At 55.6% G+C, this 17,499-nt stretch carries 17 protein-coding genes; 9 read left to right on the top strand and 8 right to left on the bottom strand.

Annotated features, from left to right (window positions below; genetic code table 11):
• Positions 1-40: 40 nt before the first annotated feature.
• From AC2TDA_RS06580 to AC2TDA_RS06565, 4 genes are all read left to right on the top strand, one after another.
• A complete protein-coding gene (locus tag AC2TDA_RS06580; RefSeq protein WP_480844939.1) occupies positions 41-874 on the top strand; it encodes an ABC transporter ATP-binding protein in 834 nt (277 codons plus the stop codon).
• Between the two features lie 19 nt (positions 875-893).
• A complete protein-coding gene (locus AC2TDA_RS06575; protein WP_480844938.1) occupies positions 894-2,111 on the top strand; it encodes a phenylacetate--CoA ligase family protein in 1,218 nt (405 codons plus the stop codon).
• A gap of 116 nt (positions 2,112-2,227) precedes the next feature.
• Positions 2,228-3,892: an ABC transporter permease gene (locus AC2TDA_RS06570; protein WP_480877795.1), complete on the top strand. Its 1,665-nt coding sequence runs from the start codon at positions 2,228-2,230 to the stop codon at positions 3,890-3,892.
• A 72-nt stretch (positions 3,893-3,964) separates the two neighbouring features.
• On the top strand, positions 3,965-4,315 hold the full coding sequence (locus tag AC2TDA_RS06565) for a DUF2794 domain-containing protein (RefSeq protein WP_480844935.1): 351 nt from the start codon (positions 3,965-3,967) through the stop codon (positions 4,313-4,315).
• On the opposite strand, the gene AC2TDA_RS06560 is transcribed toward AC2TDA_RS06565, so the two are convergent.
• The 3 genes from AC2TDA_RS06560 to AC2TDA_RS06550 all read right to left on the bottom strand — a co-directional run bounded on the left by AC2TDA_RS06560 (position 4,312) and on the right by AC2TDA_RS06550 (position 6,880).
• Positions 4,312-5,049, bottom strand: coding sequence for a C40 family peptidase (locus AC2TDA_RS06560; RefSeq protein ID WP_480877797.1), 738 nt, complete (start codon positions 5,047-5,049; stop codon positions 4,312-4,314). The two genes, AC2TDA_RS06565 and AC2TDA_RS06560, sit on opposite strands and share 4 nt — an antisense overlap.
• Positions 5,046-6,428: a leucyl aminopeptidase family protein gene (locus AC2TDA_RS06555; RefSeq protein ID WP_480877799.1), complete on the bottom strand. Its 1,383-nt coding sequence runs from the start codon at positions 6,426-6,428 to the stop codon at positions 5,046-5,048. The genes AC2TDA_RS06560 and AC2TDA_RS06555 overlap by 4 nt, the downstream gene beginning before the upstream one ends.
• 62 nt (positions 6,429-6,490) lie before the next feature.
• Entirely contained in the window at positions 6,491-6,880 is a 390-nt protein-coding gene (locus AC2TDA_RS06550) for a hypothetical protein (protein WP_480877801.1), read from the bottom strand.
• 144 nt (positions 6,881-7,024) lie between these two features.
• Here AC2TDA_RS06550 and AC2TDA_RS06545 point away from each other — a divergent pair, with 144 nt between their 5' ends.
• A complete protein-coding gene (locus tag AC2TDA_RS06545; RefSeq protein WP_480844930.1) occupies positions 7,025-7,675 on the top strand; it encodes a carbonic anhydrase in 651 nt (216 codons plus the stop codon).
• A gap of 82 nt (positions 7,676-7,757) precedes the next feature.
• Positions 7,758-8,294 (top strand): SRPBCC family protein, encoded by a 537-nt coding sequence (locus tag AC2TDA_RS06540; RefSeq protein WP_480877803.1) that lies wholly within the window; start codon positions 7,758-7,760, stop codon positions 8,292-8,294.
• Positions 8,295-8,321: 27 nt separating this feature from the next.
• Here AC2TDA_RS06540 and AC2TDA_RS06535 read toward each other — a convergent pair whose 3' ends face one another.
• The 5 genes from AC2TDA_RS06535 to AC2TDA_RS06515 all read right to left on the bottom strand — a co-directional run bounded on the left by AC2TDA_RS06535 (position 8,322) and on the right by AC2TDA_RS06515 (position 14,900).
• Positions 8,322-9,239, bottom strand: coding sequence for an endonuclease/exonuclease/phosphatase family protein (locus AC2TDA_RS06535; RefSeq protein WP_480877805.1), 918 nt, complete (start codon positions 9,237-9,239; stop codon positions 8,322-8,324).
• Between the two features lie 847 nt (positions 9,240-10,086).
• Positions 10,087-11,241 (bottom strand): hypothetical protein, encoded by a 1,155-nt coding sequence (locus AC2TDA_RS06530; RefSeq protein WP_480877807.1) that lies wholly within the window; start codon positions 11,239-11,241, stop codon positions 10,087-10,089.
• 283 nt (positions 11,242-11,524) lie between these two features.
• Positions 11,525-12,547 carry an aspartate-semialdehyde dehydrogenase gene (locus AC2TDA_RS06525; RefSeq protein ID WP_480844924.1) on the bottom strand — a complete coding sequence of 341 codons (1,023 nt, stop codon included), beginning with the start codon at positions 12,545-12,547 and terminating at the stop codon, positions 11,525-11,527.
• Between the two features lie 113 nt (positions 12,548-12,660).
• Positions 12,661-13,698 (bottom strand): glycosyltransferase family 4 protein, encoded by a 1,038-nt coding sequence (locus AC2TDA_RS06520; protein ID WP_480877809.1) that lies wholly within the window; start codon positions 13,696-13,698, stop codon positions 12,661-12,663.
• A gap of 29 nt (positions 13,699-13,727) precedes the next feature.
• Positions 13,728-14,900 (bottom strand): MFS transporter, encoded by a 1,173-nt coding sequence (locus AC2TDA_RS06515; protein ID WP_480844921.1) that lies wholly within the window; start codon positions 14,898-14,900, stop codon positions 13,728-13,730.
• A 129-nt stretch (positions 14,901-15,029) separates the two neighbouring features.
• Between AC2TDA_RS06515 and AC2TDA_RS06510 the strand changes: the two genes are divergently transcribed.
• The 3 genes from AC2TDA_RS06510 to AC2TDA_RS06500 all read left to right on the top strand — a co-directional run bounded on the left by AC2TDA_RS06510 (position 15,030) and on the right by AC2TDA_RS06500 (position 17,418).
• On the top strand, positions 15,030-16,184 hold the full coding sequence (locus AC2TDA_RS06510; protein WP_480877811.1) for a DUF3095 domain-containing protein: 1,155 nt from the start codon (positions 15,030-15,032) through the stop codon (positions 16,182-16,184).
• Between the two features lie 65 nt (positions 16,185-16,249).
• On the top strand, positions 16,250-16,684 hold the full coding sequence (gene hpaR / locus AC2TDA_RS06505) for a homoprotocatechuate degradation operon regulator HpaR (RefSeq protein WP_480877813.1): 435 nt from the start codon (positions 16,250-16,252) through the stop codon (positions 16,682-16,684).
• Between the two features lie 353 nt (positions 16,685-17,037).
• Entirely contained in the window at positions 17,038-17,418 is a 381-nt protein-coding gene (locus tag AC2TDA_RS06500) for a shikimate kinase (protein WP_480877815.1), read from the top strand.
• Positions 17,419-17,499 lie beyond the last annotated feature (81 nt).

The following is a 17,499-nucleotide window of genomic DNA, read 5'->3' as shown; positions in this document are numbered from 1 at the left end:
AAGGCCCGGTTTTCCGGGACAGGCATGAGGACACGCGCTGATGCTGGATGCGGCACAAACCACTGACGTGCAGGCGGAAACCCTGCTTGAGGTCAACAATATCGAGGTGATCTACAATCACGTGATCCTCGTGCTGAAAGGCGTCAGCCTGTCTGTGCCCAAAGGTGGGATCACGGCGCTGCTGGGCGGTAATGGCGCGGGCAAGACGACCACGCTCAAAGCGGTCTCGAACCTGCTGCATTCCGAGCGCGGCGAAGTCACCAAGGGTTCGATTAAATATCGCGGCGAGAGTGTTCATGAAAGCGACCCGGCTGTTCTGGTCGAAAAGGGCGTCATCCAGGTGATGGAAGGCCGTCATTGCTTTGAACACCTGACGGTCGAGGAAAACCTATTGACCGGCGCCTATACTCGCAAAGATGGTAAGGGCGCGATCCAGCAGGATCTTGAACTGGTTTACAATTATTTCCCCCGTCTCAAGGAACGCCGCCGCTCTCAGGCAGGCTACACCTCTGGCGGTGAGCAGCAGATGGTTGCAATGGGCCGCGCGCTGATGTCCCGGCCCGAGACGATCCTGCTGGACGAACCCTCGATGGGTTTGGCACCGCAGCTGGTCGAAGAGATCTTCGGCATCGTGAGGGACTTGAACGAACAGGAAGGCGTGTCTTTCCTGTTGGCTGAACAGAACACAAATGTGGCTCTAAGGTTCGCGCATTACGGTTATATTCTGGAATCGGGTCGTGTGGTGATGGACGGCCCCGCCGCCGACCTGCGTGAGAATCCGGACGTCAAGGAATTCTACCTCGGTATGTCCGAAGAAGGCCGCAAGAGTTTCCGCGACGTACGCTCCTATCGCCGCCGCAAGAGGTGGCTGTGAGCGGATGGAGGATCAGGTGATGACATATTTCGACGCCCTCGAAACGCGCTCCGCGGACCAGCGTGCATCCGATCAGGCGCAGGCGCTGCGCATTCAGATCGAACGGGCAAAGTCCGCGCCTGGGTTCGTTGCCCATTTGGCGGATGTGGATATTGATGCGGTTACCTCGGTTACCGATCTGCCAGTGCTGCCGGTACTGCGGAAATCCGATCTGACACAAGCACAGGCGACGCGACCTCCGTTTGGCGGCTTTACCGTGAAACCGGCGCGACATTTCCACCATGTGTTCCAGTCGCCGGGGCCGATCTACGAACCGGGCAGCACCGATCACGACTGGTGGCGGATGGGGCGGTTCGTCCATGCAGCAGGCGTCGGCCCCGGTGATATCGTCCACAACTGCTTTGGTTATCATCTGACACCAGCCGGCATGATCTTTGAAAACGGAGCCCGCGCGGTAGGCGCTGCGGTCCTTCCCGCCGGGACTGGTCAGACAGAATTGCAGGTTACAGCTGCGCGTGACGTCGGGTGTACCGCTTATGCAGGTACTCCAGATTACCTGAAGGTCATTCTGGACAAGGCTGAAGAGATGGGCGTAGGCCTGAATTTCTCAAAGGCTGTTGTTGGTGGCGGGGCGCTGTTTCCCAGCCTGCGTCAGGATTATGCCGATCGCGGGATTTCTTGTCTGCAATGCTACGCCACGGCTGACTTAGGTAACATCGCCTATGAAAGCCCAGCGATGGAGGGGATGATCATCGATGAACACGTTATCGTGGAAATCGTAACCCCCGGCACTGGCACTCCGGTCGCACCGGGTGACGTGGGCGAAGTTGTGGTTACCTCGCTCAATCCTGACTATCCGCTGATCCGATTTGCCACTGGTGACCTGTCCGCTATCATGCCGGGTGTTTCACCGTGCGGTCGCACCAATTTGCGCATCAAAGGCTGGATGGGCCGCGCGGACCAGACCACTAAAATCAAAGGCATGTTTGTCCGCCCCGAACAGGTGGCTGCGCTGGTCGAAAAACATGATGAGATCGTCAAAGCCCGTGTCATCGCCGCGCGACAAGGTGAGATGGACACGATGACAGTTCAGATTGAAAGCCCCAGTAGCAACGGCGACGCCTATGCCAAGTCTGTGGTCGAAGTCCTGAAGCTGAAGGGAGCAATAGAGGTTGTCGCCCCCGGGTCACTGCCTAAGGACGGGTTGGTGATCGAGGATCAGCGCGTCTACGAATAAGGTGTCTGGCAGTATCTGCGGCAGTATGTGCCGCAGATTTATTGGTCGCCCCACTGGCGTTTCCGAGCATTTTGGTCGATTAAAGGCAGAACCTTCGGGACCGTCAGTCACAAGCCATGGCCGAAATCGAATATTCAGAACACGGAGCACGCAATCGAGGTGTGCTGGGCACCCGACTTGTCGGCGGGATCGCTTATACCGTCGCTGCGGCGTGCCTTTTGCCGATGTTGGCCGTGATTCTGGCCGCAGTGACCGGTGGAACGGAAACGATATCGCATTTGTTAGAGACTGTTTTGCCTGGGTACATGATGACCACGGCAATACTTGTGGTGCTGGTGGCCATCGGTACATTCTCAATCGGCGTGGGTGCCGCGTGGCTGGTTACCATGACTCGCTTTCCCGGTGTTCGGGTTCTGGAAGTTGCACTTGTGCTGCCCTTGGCTTTTCCGGCTTATGTGCTGGCCTATGCCTACACGTTCATCCTGGATCACCCCGGCATCGTGCAAACGACTCTGCGAGATGTAACCGGGTGGGGACCACGGGATTACTGGTTCCCCGAGATCCGCTCGACCGAGGGCGCAGCCGTGATGCTTGTTCTCGTTCTTTACCCCTACGTCTACCTGCTGGCCCGTGCCGCGTTCCTGCAACAAAGCGCCACAGCCTTTCTGGCAGCGCGGGCATTGGGTAATGGCCCGTGGTCAGCCTTTTGGCGCGTCTCACTACCGATGGCGCGTCCTGCAATTGCGGGCGGCGTGCTACTGGCCGTGATGGAGACAATCGCTGACTTTGGTACCGTGGCCTATTTTGGTGTGCAGACCTTTGCGACAGGGATTTACACAAGCTGGTTCTCGATGGCCGACAGGGCAGCCGCCGCGCAGCTGGCATTATGCCTGCTGGCTTTTGCTCTTGTCATGGCCGTCAGCGAACGAACGCAGCGTGGCAAGGCAAAATACTATCAGGCCGGGAAGCGCCATTCGGGTCTGCCTGCCGCTCAGCTGAAGGGGTGGCAATCTCTTGCAGCGTTCCTGCTATGCGCAATCCCAGTCCTTTTCGGGTTTCTGCTGCCTGTGGTGATCCTTGTGCAAATGGGGTTGGAATCCGAGCAAAACCTCATGTCACGCCGCTATGTCGGATTCATTCGTAATTCACTGACTCTGGCTGGAACGGCGGCCGTTCTAACCGTTTGCGCGGCCGTATCAATTGGGTTCTATCAACGCCTTAGACCTGGGCGGGGTTCAGCCACTACAGCCTATTTGGCGCGTCTGGGCTATGCCGTTCCGGGCGGAGTGATCGCCGTGGGACTGATTGTGCCATTCGCAGGCTTCGACAACGCACTGGATGCATGGATGCGCCAGACTTTCGGTATCTCGACTGGCTTGCTAGTTACGGGTTCGATCTGGCTGCTGGTTGCGGCATACATGATACGGTTTCTGGCCGCCGCGTTGAGTGCCTATGAGGGTGGGCAAAGCACGGTACACGCCAACATGGACGCGGCCGCGCGATCGCTGGGTCAGACTCCGCTGGGAACATTGCGACGGGTTCACCTGCCGATTCTGACGCCTTCCCTGCTGACCGCGCTGTTGATCGTGTTTGTCGATGTCATGAAGGAATTACCCGCAACATTGATCATGCGGCCCTTCAACTTTGACACATTGGCGGTACAGGCTTTCAGGCTTGCCTCGGACGAACGGCTTGAGGGCGCGGCGGTGCCCTCGCTGGTTATTCTGGCCGTGGGATTGTTGCCGGTTATTCTGATCTGTCACCAGGTTGGGCGCCGTTAATGGTGCTTCAAAAGTACCACACTGATTTCCACCGGGCTTGATTCAAATGCAATTTCCGGCAAGGCTGGTCATATGAACATGCAGCCTCCAAGCCGGTTTCCCTCACAATCGGCGCAGATGCCGGTGGCTTTTGACCGGCGAGAGATGTCTCAGATCCTGTCCGTCTATGGCCGGATGGTTGCCGCGGGGGAATGGCGAGACTACGGGATTTCAAACCTGCGAGAGACGGCGGTATTTTCGATTTTTCGAAGATCTGCGGAACATCCCATCTATCGCGTGGAAAAGCACCCTCGTTCGCGCATGAGACAAGGGATGTACTCGGTCGTGGGTATGGATGGGCGAATTCTGAAGCGCGGGCATGACCTGCGTTCGGTTCTGCGTGTGCTGGAACGCAAGTTAATTCGATCAGTTGATCCGGATTAGAGCCTTTTATGGGCGGTAACCGGCCCGTCCCCCTGAGCTTTGATGCGGGCGATCGCCTGATCTAAAGGTTCCAGTGCCACCGCCATATGATAAGCATTTGAATGCAGCAGCAGATTGTCTGCGGCGACCCAGGCGACATGCCCTTTCCAGAAAAGCAGATCGCCACGTTTGGCAGGAGTGCCGGCAGGCACGGCCGTTCCCAACGCACGCTCCTGCTCACTGCTGTCGCCTGGACATGGAATGCCACAGGCCAGCAGACAGGCTTGCACCAGGCCGGAACAGTCCAGCCCAAACCGGCTGTTGCCGCCCCAAAGGTAAGGTGTGCCTAGAAACAGTTCGGCTGCAGCCACCGGATCATTCAGGCGGGAATAGGTGGGCACAGCATGAACAGCGGGAATAAACCCCAATGAGGTCTCCAGAAATCCGTCCTGCTCGGACAGCGCCCGTATTTTACTGCCAAAGCTCAACGAGGTTTGATCGGGACTTTTCAGATCCGGCTCTGCGTAGGCGTGTGTCGCGCCCGCAACGATCCAATGCGTCTGCGGCTCAATCTGCCCCAAATGCTCTGAGACGACCCAGCCGGAGTAGCCATCCTTTTCCGCTGTGACCCTGCTATACGCCTCATCTTCTTCGGCCACCGACACCATTTCTCCGTACAGCAATTGCCGATCCCGGGGGCCATCGGGGCTGCGCAGCAGGTCGACGACGGGTTGGATTACGCGCATTTGGGTCATAGGCTAAGAATCTCCGGCAAGGCGGTCAGCAAGGTACGCGGTCCTTGTCCAAAGCCCCCTTTGCTGCGTCCGGGTTCTTTGCTGCGTTGCCACGAATAGATGTCAAAGTGCATATAGCGGCTGTTGCCTACAAAACGCCTCAGGAACAGGGCGGCGGTAATTGATCCGGCGAACCCGCCGGAAGGCGCATTGTCCAAGTCAGCGATACCCGGTTCGATCAGCGCCTCGTAAGGGTCATGAAAAGGCATCCGCCAGACTGGATCTGCTGCTTGTTGAGCAGCGTTCACCAGAATGCCCGCAGCGAGTTCGTCATCCGTGTAAAACGGAGCCAGATCCGCCCCTACGGCAACCCGCGCAGCACCCGTCAAGGTTGCCATCGAGATCATCAGATCCGGATTGCCTTCCTGCGCCAAAGCCAACGCATCTGCTAGAACCAGACGCCCCTCAGCGTCGGTGTTGTTAATCTCAACTGTCAGGCCGTTACGCGCGGTCAGGATATCTCCGGGGCGAAAGGCGTTGCCGGCGACGGCATTCTCGACCGCAGGTATCAGCACCCGTAATCGCAGCGGCAGGCCCAGCGCCATGATCATCCGGGCGAGGCCCAGCACATTGGCTGCTCCGCCCATGTCCTTTTTCATCAACCCCATCGCCGCGGCCGGCTTCAGGTCTAAACCGCCGGTATCGAAGCAAACACCTTTGCCGACCAGAGTCAGCTTTGGCCCGGTGTTGCCCCAGTTCATCTCGATCAGACGGGGCACTTGTTCCGCAGCCCGGCCTACAGCGTGGATCATGGGAAAGTTCTGCTGCAAGAGCCCCTCATCAATGACCACATCACAAGACGCGCCGAATTCCTGTGCCAACGCTTCGGACGCTGCCTGCAATTGCGCAGGCCCCATGTCCGAGGCGGGCGTGTTGACCAGATCGCGAGTCAGTGCTTCGGCGCTTGCCATGGCCTCGATGCGGGCGGCGTCAATCCCTTCAGGGGCAATCAGCCGCGCTTTGGCTGGCGATTGCGAGGCATAGCGGTCAAACGCGTAACCCGTCAGGAGCCAACCAAGGCATTCCGTCTGCGCGACTGCCTTGGGCAACCCAGAAGCAATGCGGTATGTGCCCTCGGGTAAAGCTTCGGCAGCAGCGGCCAACGGAAACCGCTTGCGTGCGCGTTTCGCCTCGGTGCCGTAGCCCGCCAACGCGAAACCCGGTGATCCGTTTGCCTCGGGAACCAGCAAGACCTGGCCCATTGCGCCGGTAAACCCGTTGGATACAACCCAGGACTTCACCATTTCCGGCTGGTCTTTGAGCCAGCCTTCCAGATCGGGCTGGGCAACAAGGTGCAGGGCAAGGGCTGGATCGGCGGGCGAAGCGAAGGACAGGGTCATGGGCGTCTCGGCTGGTTCGGTCGCGCCCAGACTATCCGTCCACACCCCGCCCGCAACCCCCGTCAGACCGAAAGATCCTGTTGATCCCAAACGGCGGTCAACGAACGTTCACCTACGCGGATCAACCGGTTGAGCGTGGCCCCGGTGGCTACAGCGTCTCCGGCATCGACCGTGTGCACAACGTCACCCGCCACCCGGGCCAGCGCAGTCATCCCAACCTGATCCGAGATCGCGACCAGCGACTTGGCGCATTTGCGAAGACCTGCCCAGTCGCGCTGCCGCCAGAAGCGTTCGCAATTGGACAGGCGCAGCGCCAGCTCCTCGATGGTTCTGCACAATACGTCCATCGTGTTGGCATCGCCGAGCGAACCGCAAAGCCCACTCAGGCGGTCCGGATCCAGACGCACGGATTCCTTTTGTTCAAGTGTGATTATCTTATCCACCACATTCACCCCATTCGTTACGCCCCCACGGCGTGCGCCGATACTGACGTGAAATCCCTTTGCAAATCGTTGCCTGCAATTTGGATAATGTCTCGAATTTTGTGCGAATTCAGGTTACATCATCCAGCAAACGTAAAGACAGGGACATGAAGAATGGACTTTGCCAAACCTCTGCCGAATTACTTGGTGAAACGGTATCATGGCTGGAAAGCCACGACCTATGCCGAAAACCAGGTGTGGTACAAGCGGCTGGCGACAGAAGGTCAGCGACCGCGAGCAATGGTGATTTCGTGCTGCGACAGCAGGGTGCATGTAACATCAATGTTTGGCGCAGATCAGGGTGACTTCTTTATTCACCGCAATATCGCCAACCTTGTGCCACCCTATTTGCCGGACGGAGATCACCACGGCACCAGTGCTGCCATTGAATACGCCGTTACGGCGCTGAAAGTGGCGCACCTTATCGTGTTGGGTCATTCCCAATGCGGCGGGGTGCAGGGGTGTATAGATATGTGCAAGGGAAAAGCGCCCCAGCTTGAAGCAAAGGACAGTTTTGTCGGGCGCTGGATGGACATCCTCAAGCCGAAATATGATCTGGTCGCCGATGTAGAGGATAGTGTTGATCAGGCGCGGCAGTTCGAACGATATGCGGTCGTAGCCTCGCTTGAGAATCTGATGACCTTCCCTTTTGTCGCCTCAGCCGTTGAAGAGGGCGCGCTGAGCCTGCATGGGCTATGGACCGATATCGGTGAGGGCGGTCTGCAATGCTATGATCCGAAGGAAAAGGTCTTCACTGTGGTCTGAAGAGAGCAGCGCGGAACAATTCTCTGACTTCGCGCTACTTTTCGGTAGGCTGGTCGTATCCAAATTGGATTCGGAGCCTGCCATGAGATTGATTAAACGAATTTTCGGGACCTTGTTGGTTATTGTTCTGGCGTTGGTTGGCGTGTCCTACCTGCTGCCAAGTAAGGCACAAGTATCCCGCAGTATTACAATCAATGCGCCTGCCGAGAAAATCTTTCCATTCGTGAATTCGATGCAAGAGACCGAGAAATGGTCCCCCTGGCTGTCCCGAGATCCGGAAACCAAGCTGGCCTATAGCGGTCCTGAGGCGGGGGTCGGAAATACCTTGAACTGGAGTTCTGATCACCCACAGGTGGGAACCGGATCGCAGGAGATCGTGGAGAGCATCGATAATCAGGTGGTGAAAACCGCGCTGGATTTCGGTCAGATGGGAACGGCGTCCGCTACTTTTGTACTGCAGCCCGAGGGTTCGGAAACACAGGTCACATGGGGGTTTGAATCCAATCTGGGCTTGAATCCCATGGCACGCTGGATGGGGCTTATGATGGATAAATGGGTTGGTGGAGATTATGAACGCGGGTTGGAAAACCTGAAGGCCCTGGTCGAAAATGCGACCTAGTAATCAGTCACTTTCTGCGCTTCTGCGCTATTGCAGCTGAAACCGTGCCAGTTTACCCAGATGGTCCGACCCCAAATAAGGACGCATTTCAACTGTCCCCGTCGTGCCTTTTGGGAACAGAAGATTGTCGATCGACAATGGCAATGTCCAGCTGCCGAAGTAATGCGTGTTTTCGGTTGTCCCAAAAATTTCATTGCCTGCCGCTGCACCAATCCGTTTCACACTGGCGCCCCACGGCACCATGTTGAAATCGCCGCCAATCAGTACCGGACCATCCAGTTCTGCGATGCGCTCGGCGATCTTGCGACTTTGCTCGGATTGCTCGAAAGGGAATGGCCAATACAGATGCAACGATACCGCCCAAACTGGATCACCGTCAGGCGTCTCGACCTGTAACCCGGCCAGCCCATAGCCAGACATACAGAATTCAGACCCTTCGACGACCGGCAAACTTGTCAAAACGGCCACCTCTTGATGGGGGCGAAATCTGCAGAAAAGTTTGTTCGGATAGTGCTCGTACATGTTTGCCATGTATTTGCGGTTGTGGCTGGACACTTCTTGCAATGTCACGATGTCTGCATTCGACGCAATGATGTCGTCGGCCAGTGAATAGCGTGGCCAGGCCCTGCTCAGCAGGTTCTTCTGGTACAGCGTCAGGCATGATCCGTTGCAGTCTTTCGCGGGCGCGGTAAACCCCATTGCGATCGAACCGATTGCGATGATGGCTGCCACCAAGGCGGTCAGCGCCAGGTACTTGGCGCGCATGAAAAAAAGAATGACTGCAAATACTGCGAGCAAGACACCGGTCTGCGGACGTAGCAGAGCAATGGAATCCCCGGCCGCGAAGTAGCTTCCGGTAAACCCGAATATCACCAGCCCGATCAGGATGGCCGAGCATCCTCTGATCAGGGTTCGCCCAAGCCTTTTGTTGGTCAGAACTTGCATTCGCTGCCTCAACTGCCGCGTCGGGGATAACGAGAGCGGCTTCGCTGTTCCACGCCCCGTTGGAATTGCCTGACGATCAGGTGGCAAGGACCATCGGGTTTGTCAACATCGGGAAGAAGAAGGATTTAAACCGTTATCGTCAACCAACCCCGATGCAGAATCGGTTAATTAGCCGGCCTCCGGGTAGATTAAGAAGCCGATAGCTCTTCCAGTCTGCTAGGCGTTCAGCCAAAATGGGTGACCGGGGGTAGGATCAACCTCTTAAGTCAAAATTCCCTGATTGTGGTCTCCTTTCCGACGGATTGGCTTGCGCCGGCCGAGAAACAGTTGAGCCATTTTGTTCGGAAAACGAATCTCATTCCAAATGCGGAGCGCCCCGGGTTAGCTAGAAAACTGTCCATACAGATTCGCGCACGCTCAACATCTTTAAGGAACACGAAATCAGACAGGCACCGCCGCGGTTTCGAGTCAGTACATGACAATTTGCGGCCGACCCTTGGAATAGTTCTGCTATCGGGTCAGTTAAAACGCTGGCCATTAGGGCGGATCATGGGAGGGCAGGAGAGTATCGAATGTTTTGAGAGCCGGACAGACAGAACCATGCTGTATTTTCGGTTAGGTGGTTATAGCACAACATTTTTTGTCTTTCGGCCCAACGGAAGCCGGATTCCGGTCACTTCCTGTCTGAGGCCTCTCTCAGCATAGCCCGATTTTGCGCAATAAAGAGCTGATAGTGAGCATCTGAGGCTGCAGAGGCTTCGAACCCGAAACCGCGCGCCTCACGTGCTGCTCGAGGGGCAGGGGTGGGTAGCCGATAATTGTAACGAAAGGTTGGTCTTCTCCCGATTCAACGCCGTCGAACAAACCGATGGATGTGTTTCCAAGGATAGCGAATAACACTACGCAGTTCCTTTAAGTGTTCGTCCACTTTAGCCCGCGCTTCATCTCTTTCTTTACGCAATTTTACTGCGTCGGTCGCGGTCAAATCATCGATGTCGCGCTTTAGCAAACTTGTGGTTGTCAGCAGAACCCGAAGCATGGTTTGATACTCATCCTCTATCGGGATTGGTGTCTTGGGCTGCCCTATACCAATTTCTGTTCCGTCGACGACTTGATTGACTTTTTCAAGAGAGTTCTCGAAGTTTTCCCGTATGGCTGAAATTTCTTCTTCATTGGGACCTTCGGTTTTTAAGCCGGGCGACGAGGCCTCGAAACTGTTCCACAATTGGTTGCCCGCGTCCTTACCCGACAGCCTGTTCACCATCAATAGTGCATCGGCTTCACGACGTGTAAGTGATCTATTGACGCGAGTGAAAGTGCCGACTGGATGGTTTTCAGCTTTTTGGCCCAATAGCGCGTTCAGAAAAAAGCCAATAATGTCTCCTTTGGCGTCTTTATAGTTTAATGCGGAATAAGAAAAACTGGAATTGCTTATACCTTCAATAGAATCCACGACTTCTAGGGGGTCGTTTCTGCATTGAGAGACAAAAGTTCTAAAGTCCCGTTTCTCGCCGTGAACTTTTAAGCATTGCAGGTAAATGGAATAAAAGTACTCGGAGAAATCCCGGAAAAGCCAAATAAAGTGCGTATTATAGCCCTTTTTGCGAAAGAGCTCCGTGATATCATTTAGTGTTTCGCTGTCGCTTAATGTAAATACCTCGCTTGAAATCAGGATGTGTTTGGAATTCGTTTCGAAGATATATTCCAAACCTGCTAAAATTTCTTTTCGAGAATGCCTCCGATCCTTTGCATCGGCAATATTTTTGCACTCCCCCAACTGCTTAGCAATTCTACCTACGTTTCCAAGCGTTACGTTGCCCTTTACTGCCCAATGGGTACCCTGCGTTGGGTAGTGAATTCCATTAGAGTTCAGGTAGTCGGAGTGCTCTGCAAAGTAACTCTGGAGTGTTGAGCTTCCCGTCTTGAATAGGCCGGCATGCACAAACACCGTTGGTTCGTCATAAAAGTGCTCCGCAATCGGGGTGGTCGCTGTGTTGCCCATCTGCTTCCTTCTTCTATTCTTACTTCTATTCTTAGACAAAGAACTATTGGCGTTCTATTCTTTGCCTTGTCAGACCGTAAGCCCTCAACGTTTTCTTGCTGTGCAGTATGTTAAACTGGGTAATATGCCAATAGCCCTATGGTTTCGGTGGAATTGCCAGTTCCTGTTTGGTGACCGAAACCATAGGGTGCAGGAGAACAAATCTCATTTCAAACTGTTTTCGCTGGCTACTGGTTCCCAAGAGACGACTTATCCAACCACTGTCATCGTCTGCTTCTCCGACTTAACCTTTCTTCAGTACCTCACGGCCCAGAAGCTCGGCGATCTGTACCGCATTCAGCGCGGCACCTTTGCGCAGGTTGTCGGACACGCACCAGAGGTTCAGGCCGTTCTCGACGGTCGAGTCCTGACGGATGCGGCTGATGAAGGTGGCGAAATCACCGACGCATTCGGTGGGCGAGACGTAGCCACCAGCTTCGCGCTTGTCGATCACCATGATGCCCGGTGCTTCGCGCAGGATGTCGCGGGCTTCGTCTTCGTCCAGGAATTCCTCGAACTCGATGTTCACAGCCTCTGAATGTCCGACGAAAACCGGCACGCGGACACAGGTGGCCGTGACCTTGATCGACGGATCAACGATCTTTTTGGTCTCGACGACCATCTTCCACTCTTCCTTGGTCGAGCCGTCTTCCATGAAGACGTCGATCTGCGGAATGACATTGAAGGCGATCTGCTTCTGGAATTTCTTCGGTTCAACCTCTGTGGTGGGATTGTAGACCGCTTTGGTCTGATCCCACAGCTCGTCCATGCCCTCTTTGCCTGCGCCCGACACTGACTGATAGGTCGAGACGACAACGCGCTTGATTTTGGCGCGGTCATGCAGCGGCTTCAGCGCCACTACCATTTGCGCGGTCGAGCAGTTGGGATTGGCGATGATGTTCTTCTTGGAGTAATCGTGGATCGCATTTGGATTGCACTCGGGCACGATCAACGGGATGTCGGGATCATAGCGATAGAGCGACGAGTTATCGATTACCACACAGCCAACTGCGGCTGCTTTTGGCGCGTAGACTTTAGTCGCTTCAGAACCGACGGCAAACAGCGCCATGTCCCAGCCGGTGAAATCGAATGTGTCGAGATCCATGGTAGTGAGTGTCTTGTCGCCAAAGCTGACTTCGGTGCCCAGCGAACGACGGCTTGCCAGAACAGCAAGTTCATCGACAGGGAACTGGCGTTCAGCCAGGATGTTCAGCATTTCGCGGCCCACGTTACCCGTGGCGCCAACGACAACGACGCGATAGCCCATATCATGTCTCCAAAGTTAAGGACGCGCGTTCATAGCCGCGTTGCAGCAAAGAAAAAAGGGGATTCTCGGTAATATTCTTAGGACGGCAGCGAATAGAGGTAATTTCCTGACGCTTAGCTTTGGCCCAGTAGGGATCGATAGACCTTAACGATTTCTTCGGCCTCGCGTTCGATTCGAAAGTTCTCTTCGACATGCTTTCGGGCTGCGGTGCCTGCTGCGGCCATTTTGTTGGGGTCGCTCAGCATGTCGTTCAGGGCCGCGGCGAGAGCACTTGCGTTGTCTTTTTCCACTAGGCGGCCCGTTATCCCGTCCTGAATCTGCGCGCTGAACGCACCTACACCGTGGCATGCAATGGCCGGTACGCCTGAAGCCATCGCTTCAAGCGGTGTCAGCCCGAAACCTTCGTGGCGTGCCGGTGCAACAAACAGGTCCAGCGCACGGTAGATTTCCACAATTTCTTCCCAAGGGCGTTCGCCAAGAAACCTGACCCGGTCTGTCAGACCCGCCTGTTCCAGCTTTTCTTCCTGTTCACGCTGAAAGGATTCGAACTCTTTCGTAGCGTTGCCCGTAAAGATAATCTTGGCGTCCGGGTAGGACGGAAGCACCTCAATCGCGGCATCCACCAGAAGATCGACACCTTTTTGCGGACGGATGCGCCCGAAACATCCAATCAGCGTCCCGGAGGGCAAACCAAGATTGGTACGCAACGCCTCTTTGTCATTGGTTGGGTGGAAGATCTGGGAATTCACGCCATGCATGATCACTTTGGAAGGGCGTTCAAGGAATGACGCAGCCTGAGGCGTTGTCGCGATCAGCGCGTCCATCTTAGCGATCAGGTTTTTCGTAAAACCTGAGTGATTGCGCTGGGCAGCTGATGTAAAAAGAAGCTTGTAGTTCCGCCTAAACACAGTTTTCAGGAACAGGCCCATCAGCATTTCCGTGTTCCGGCGGGCGTGCCAGACAATGGGTTTCCGGTTCGACAGAAACAGTGTCTTCCAAAGGCGAATATGCGGGATGTCTCTCGGAAGACCCGGGCCAGTCGCGCGAATACCAATCATCTTCGCCTGAATTGGCAAAAGCCGGATAACCGTAGTCGTCACACCAGAGAGGCTGTGTTTCAAATTCGGCGCGATAACCTCGATATCCCGCATTGCGCTCTCCTATCAGATTCTGACGAAAGTCAGTCTATGCTGTCGCGGCTGAACAGGTAGATTACACAGCCAATACCCAGAGTTACGGCAAAAAAGCCGAATATGGCTGTGTAGGGTGCGGTCGGGCCTATGTCCACCGTGGCCGCATGAATGCGCCCGGTCGCGAATTGCGCGAGCCCAACCCCACCGATACCAAACAGGTTCAACAAGGTCACACCGCGTCCGACCAGGTGCGGAGGGATGAATGCGCGACCATGGGCCATGATGACCGGGAAAGAGGCGCCGGTGAAGCCGATCACGGCCAGCAACAGAACCGAAATCCAACCTGCTTCGCTGATCCACAGGCACAGCATCACCAACGCCAGAACACCAAGTGCATTACCGCCGAAGATGACCCATTTGCGCGTTCTCAGAAAGCGATCCAATGGACCGTAGGCAAAAGTTCCCGCAATCATCGCGGCGCCCATAACCAGCGTGGCCTTACCAATCTGAGAGGTATCGAGCGAAAAAACGTCCCCGAGATAAGGGCCGGCCCATAATCCGCGCAGTGCGCCTGACGGGGCGTAAGCGACGAACATCAGGGGCAGGATCGTCCACAGCGCTGGCTCTTTCAACAAGTCCAGAAGCGATCCCTTGTGTTCGGTCTCAACCCGTTTGGGGTCGTGCACCGTGAACCAGATACCAACGGAAACGCTGGCCGAGATAATAGCCAACCCCATCAGTGTGGCTCGCCAGCCGATCCATTCGACGGCAAGCGCTGTGGGATATGACGCGACCAGATTGCCCACCGAACCGACGCCCAGCATCACTGCCGCCAACGTGGCGAATTTTTTCGGCGGAAACTCACGCGCGAAGATGAAATACGATGCCATCAATACAGGCGAACAGCCGATTCCGATCAAGGCCATGGCAAGACTGATATGGGCGGGGCTTGTTGCTACCGCGAATAGGCCGGCGCCTCCTGCGCCGCCGATCAGTAGCAGTACAGCTGCGCTGCGCCGCGGTCCGACTCGGTCCAGTGCCCAGCCCACCGGGATCTGCATGGCAGCAAACACCAGAAACCAAAGGCCCGAAGCAAAAGCCAGGTCTTCGGGTGTGGCGCCGATATCGCGACCCAAATCAGCCGTCAGAACTGCGAGGAACGCGCGAAAAAACTGGCTGAGGACATACGCCAGGCACAAAATCACCAAACCTGCCTGCATCGCTTTCCTCCTCGGCGGAATGCTTGGCACGTCCCGATGGCACATACAAGCGTGCGTGATATGTTGCATGGGCGGAAACTATTTACGATTGGACTATCTCTTCTGCAGATCAAATATTTTGGGGGGGCAATGACCACCGCCGTTAATGACTTTTATGCCTCTGTTCCAGTTTTGGACGATTTCCTTCGCCTGAGTGATCCAGCAAAGTTTACTGCATTGCCAGACGATTGGGTGGTCGGAGTAGCCGACATCGTCGACTCGACTGGCGAGATCGCGCGGGGCCGCTATAAAACCGTAAATATGGTCGGTGCAGCCGTGATCTCGGGTATGATCAACGCATTGGGCGGCCGTTCTTTTCCCTATGTCTTTGGCGGCGATGGCGCCGCCTTTGCCGTTCCCGCGGCAGATTCTGAACGGGCTCGCGAAACACTTGCGCAGTTGCGCAGCTGGGCCGAGGCTGAATTCGCGATGCCTTTGCGCGCTGCCTTGGTTTCTGTTTCCGAAATCCGTGCCGCAAGACGCGATCTGCGTGTTGCGCGTTATGCGCCGTCATCCGGAGTGGATTATGCTATGTTTTCCGGAGGCGGGTTAGCCTGGGCTGAAGCTGAGATGAAGGCCGGTCAGTTCGTCGTGCCACCCGCTGGATCCGATGCGCAACCGGACCTGACAGGGTTGTCATGCCGCTGGTCGAACAGCCCGGCCCAGCATGGTCAGATCGTATCTCTGGTCATACAACCTGCATTAGACTCTGATGAGAAGGCCTTTGCAGAATTATCCCAGTCGATACTGACGATGTCAGAAGCGCTTGACCGGGCGGGACATCCCGTGCCCGCCAATGGTCCTCCGATCTCGTGGCCGCCGCCGGGTGTCGGGATCGACGCACATGTTTCGCGGGCGGGGCGCAATCTGTTGGTGCATAAATTGCGTTTGTTGGGTGAGAACCTTTTGATCGGTTTACTATTCTGGACCGGACTGCGTTTGGGGAAGTTCGAACCAGAACACTACAGACGTATGGTCAGCCGAAACGCGGATTTCCGCAAATTCGATGATGGGCTCAAGATGACGCTGGATTGCGATCCGGTGACACTAGCTCAGATCAAGCGGATGCTTGAAGCGGCCCAGGATGATGGAAGTATCCGGTACGGCTTGCACGCTCAGCAAGAGGCGATGATGACGTGTTTTGTGCCTTCGGCCATGCAGGACGACCATGTTCATTTTGTCGACGGCGCCTCGGGTGGGTATGCGCGGGCCGCCGCGATGATGCGGGGTCGGGTCAAGCACTGAGCCGAAAATGCAGAGTACATTCAACGACTGGTTGCAAGGTTCGGGAAATTCGGCAAAAGTTCAGTATGACCGACGAACTTCCTTTAATGTCCCGATCTTTACCGATCGCCTTGTTGCGCGGACGGGAAAAGGTCATGGGGCCCATTCGGGCCATGTTGGCTGATGCTGGCGTCACTGAACAACAGTGGCGTGTGCTGCGCGTGTTAATTGAAAACGGGCCGCAAGAACCCACGCAGATTGCTGATAAAGCCTGCCTTTTGCTACCCAGCCTGACGCGTATTCTGAAAAAGCTCGAAGAAAAAGACCTGATTGCTCGGCGTTCGGACACTGAAGATCGCCGACGGCAAATTGTTGAAATCAATGACAAGGGCCGTCAGATCATCGAGGCCAACCTGTCCGCCAGTATTCAACAAGCTGAACGTATCCGAGTGCAGATGGGCGCCGAGCGTCATGAGATGTTGCTGGACCTTCTGGGCGATCTGTACAAGCTGGACATTTAGGTCGGGCCCGTCAGTCTCTCAGCACACTCGGTCCCGACGACACGTATTGTTTGTGCGACCGTAGTGCCGAACTTTGTGCACTATAATACACGCTCGGATCAAAGTTATTGTTGCGTCGGTCGAACCGTCTGAATCAAAACAGCTGCGGAGTGGGAAAAATCCGCCAAATACCCCTGTTCAGAGTCTGGGTAAGCGGGTTGGCGCGCGTGTGCGCAAAACGCAGCAGACATGCGGTATGTTCCGCAGAGTTCTCTCTGAAAAGTCTGGAATTTAGCCCCGTTACCTTGCTCAGTTGGAGACCGGAGAGGGTAATATTTCGATCGGATTGCTGCAACGCGTAGTGCATCTTAGAATTGTACCGTTGTGCCGACGAAGACGTAAAGAAAACTGCACGAAACCTTCTGCATTCAAGTTCAATCAATGACGTTCGAACTGGGCGCATTTGCCTGATCGGTCTGCGTGGCGCCGGGAAATCGACACTGAGCGCGTGGCTGAGCACTAAACTGAAGCTTCCCTTTGTTGAATTGACCGACGTGATCGAAGAGATGGCCGGGATGCCCCTGTCCGAGATTATGGCCTTCTATGGTCAGGATGGGTATCGCAGACTTGAATCGCAAACCCTAGACAGAGTCATTGCGACCCATGGTCAACTGATTTTGGCAGTAGCGGGAGGGATCGTGGCCGAGCCAGCGACATATGATACTCTGCTCTGTCAGTTTCACACGATCTGGTAACGCGCGTCTCCGGCTGAGCATATGTCACGGGTCCGGGCGCGGGGGGATGAGCGACCCATGGCCGGAAATCCCGCAGCACTG

The organism is Ruegeria sp. HKCCD6426, from assembly GCF_057221115.1.
The sequence above is the reverse complement of the archived record's forward strand: the minus strand, read 5'-3'. Positions and strand labels throughout refer to the sequence as shown.

What these genes read in the sequence shown, in the direction of transcription:
- AC2TDA_RS06535 (WP_480877805.1), bottom strand. Translation starts at nt 9,239, where the DNA reads ATGCAAGTTCTGACCAACAAAAGGCTTGGGCGAACCCTGATCAGAGGA.
- AC2TDA_RS06560 (WP_480877797.1), bottom strand. Translation starts at nt 5,049, where the DNA reads ATGACCCAAATGCGCGTAATCCAACCCGTCGTCGACCTGCTGCGCAGC.
- AC2TDA_RS06565 (WP_480844935.1), top strand. Translation starts at nt 3,965, where the DNA reads ATGAACATGCAGCCTCCAAGCCGGTTTCCCTCACAATCGGCGCAGATG.
- AC2TDA_RS06580 (WP_480844939.1), top strand. Translation starts at nt 41, where the DNA reads ATGCTGGATGCGGCACAAACCACTGACGTGCAGGCGGAAACCCTGCTT.
- AC2TDA_RS06540 (WP_480877803.1), top strand. Translation starts at nt 7,758, where the DNA reads ATGAGATTGATTAAACGAATTTTCGGGACCTTGTTGGTTATTGTTCTG.
- AC2TDA_RS06570 (WP_480877795.1), top strand. Translation starts at nt 2,228, where the DNA reads ATGGCCGAAATCGAATATTCAGAACACGGAGCACGCAATCGAGGTGTG.
- AC2TDA_RS06545 (WP_480844930.1), top strand. Translation starts at nt 7,025, where the DNA reads ATGGACTTTGCCAAACCTCTGCCGAATTACTTGGTGAAACGGTATCAT.
- AC2TDA_RS06525 (WP_480844924.1), bottom strand. Translation starts at nt 12,547, where the DNA reads ATGGGCTATCGCGTCGTTGTCGTTGGCGCCACGGGTAACGTGGGCCGC.
- AC2TDA_RS06520 (WP_480877809.1), bottom strand. Translation starts at nt 13,698, where the DNA reads ATGCGGGATATCGAGGTTATCGCGCCGAATTTGAAACACAGCCTCTCT.
- AC2TDA_RS06555 (WP_480877799.1), bottom strand. Translation starts at nt 6,428, where the DNA reads ATGACCCTGTCCTTCGCTTCGCCCGCCGATCCAGCCCTTGCCCTGCAC.
- AC2TDA_RS06575 (WP_480844938.1), top strand. Translation starts at nt 894, where the DNA reads ATGACATATTTCGACGCCCTCGAAACGCGCTCCGCGGACCAGCGTGCA.
- hpaR (WP_480877813.1), top strand. Translation starts at nt 16,250, where the DNA reads ATGACCGACGAACTTCCTTTAATGTCCCGATCTTTACCGATCGCCTTG.
- AC2TDA_RS06510 (WP_480877811.1), top strand. Translation starts at nt 15,030, where the DNA reads ATGACCACCGCCGTTAATGACTTTTATGCCTCTGTTCCAGTTTTGGAC.
- AC2TDA_RS06530 (WP_480877807.1), bottom strand. Translation starts at nt 11,241, where the DNA reads ATGGGCAACACAGCGACCACCCCGATTGCGGAGCACTTTTATGACGAA.
- AC2TDA_RS06515 (WP_480844921.1), bottom strand. Translation starts at nt 14,900, where the DNA reads ATGCAGGCAGGTTTGGTGATTTTGTGCCTGGCGTATGTCCTCAGCCAG.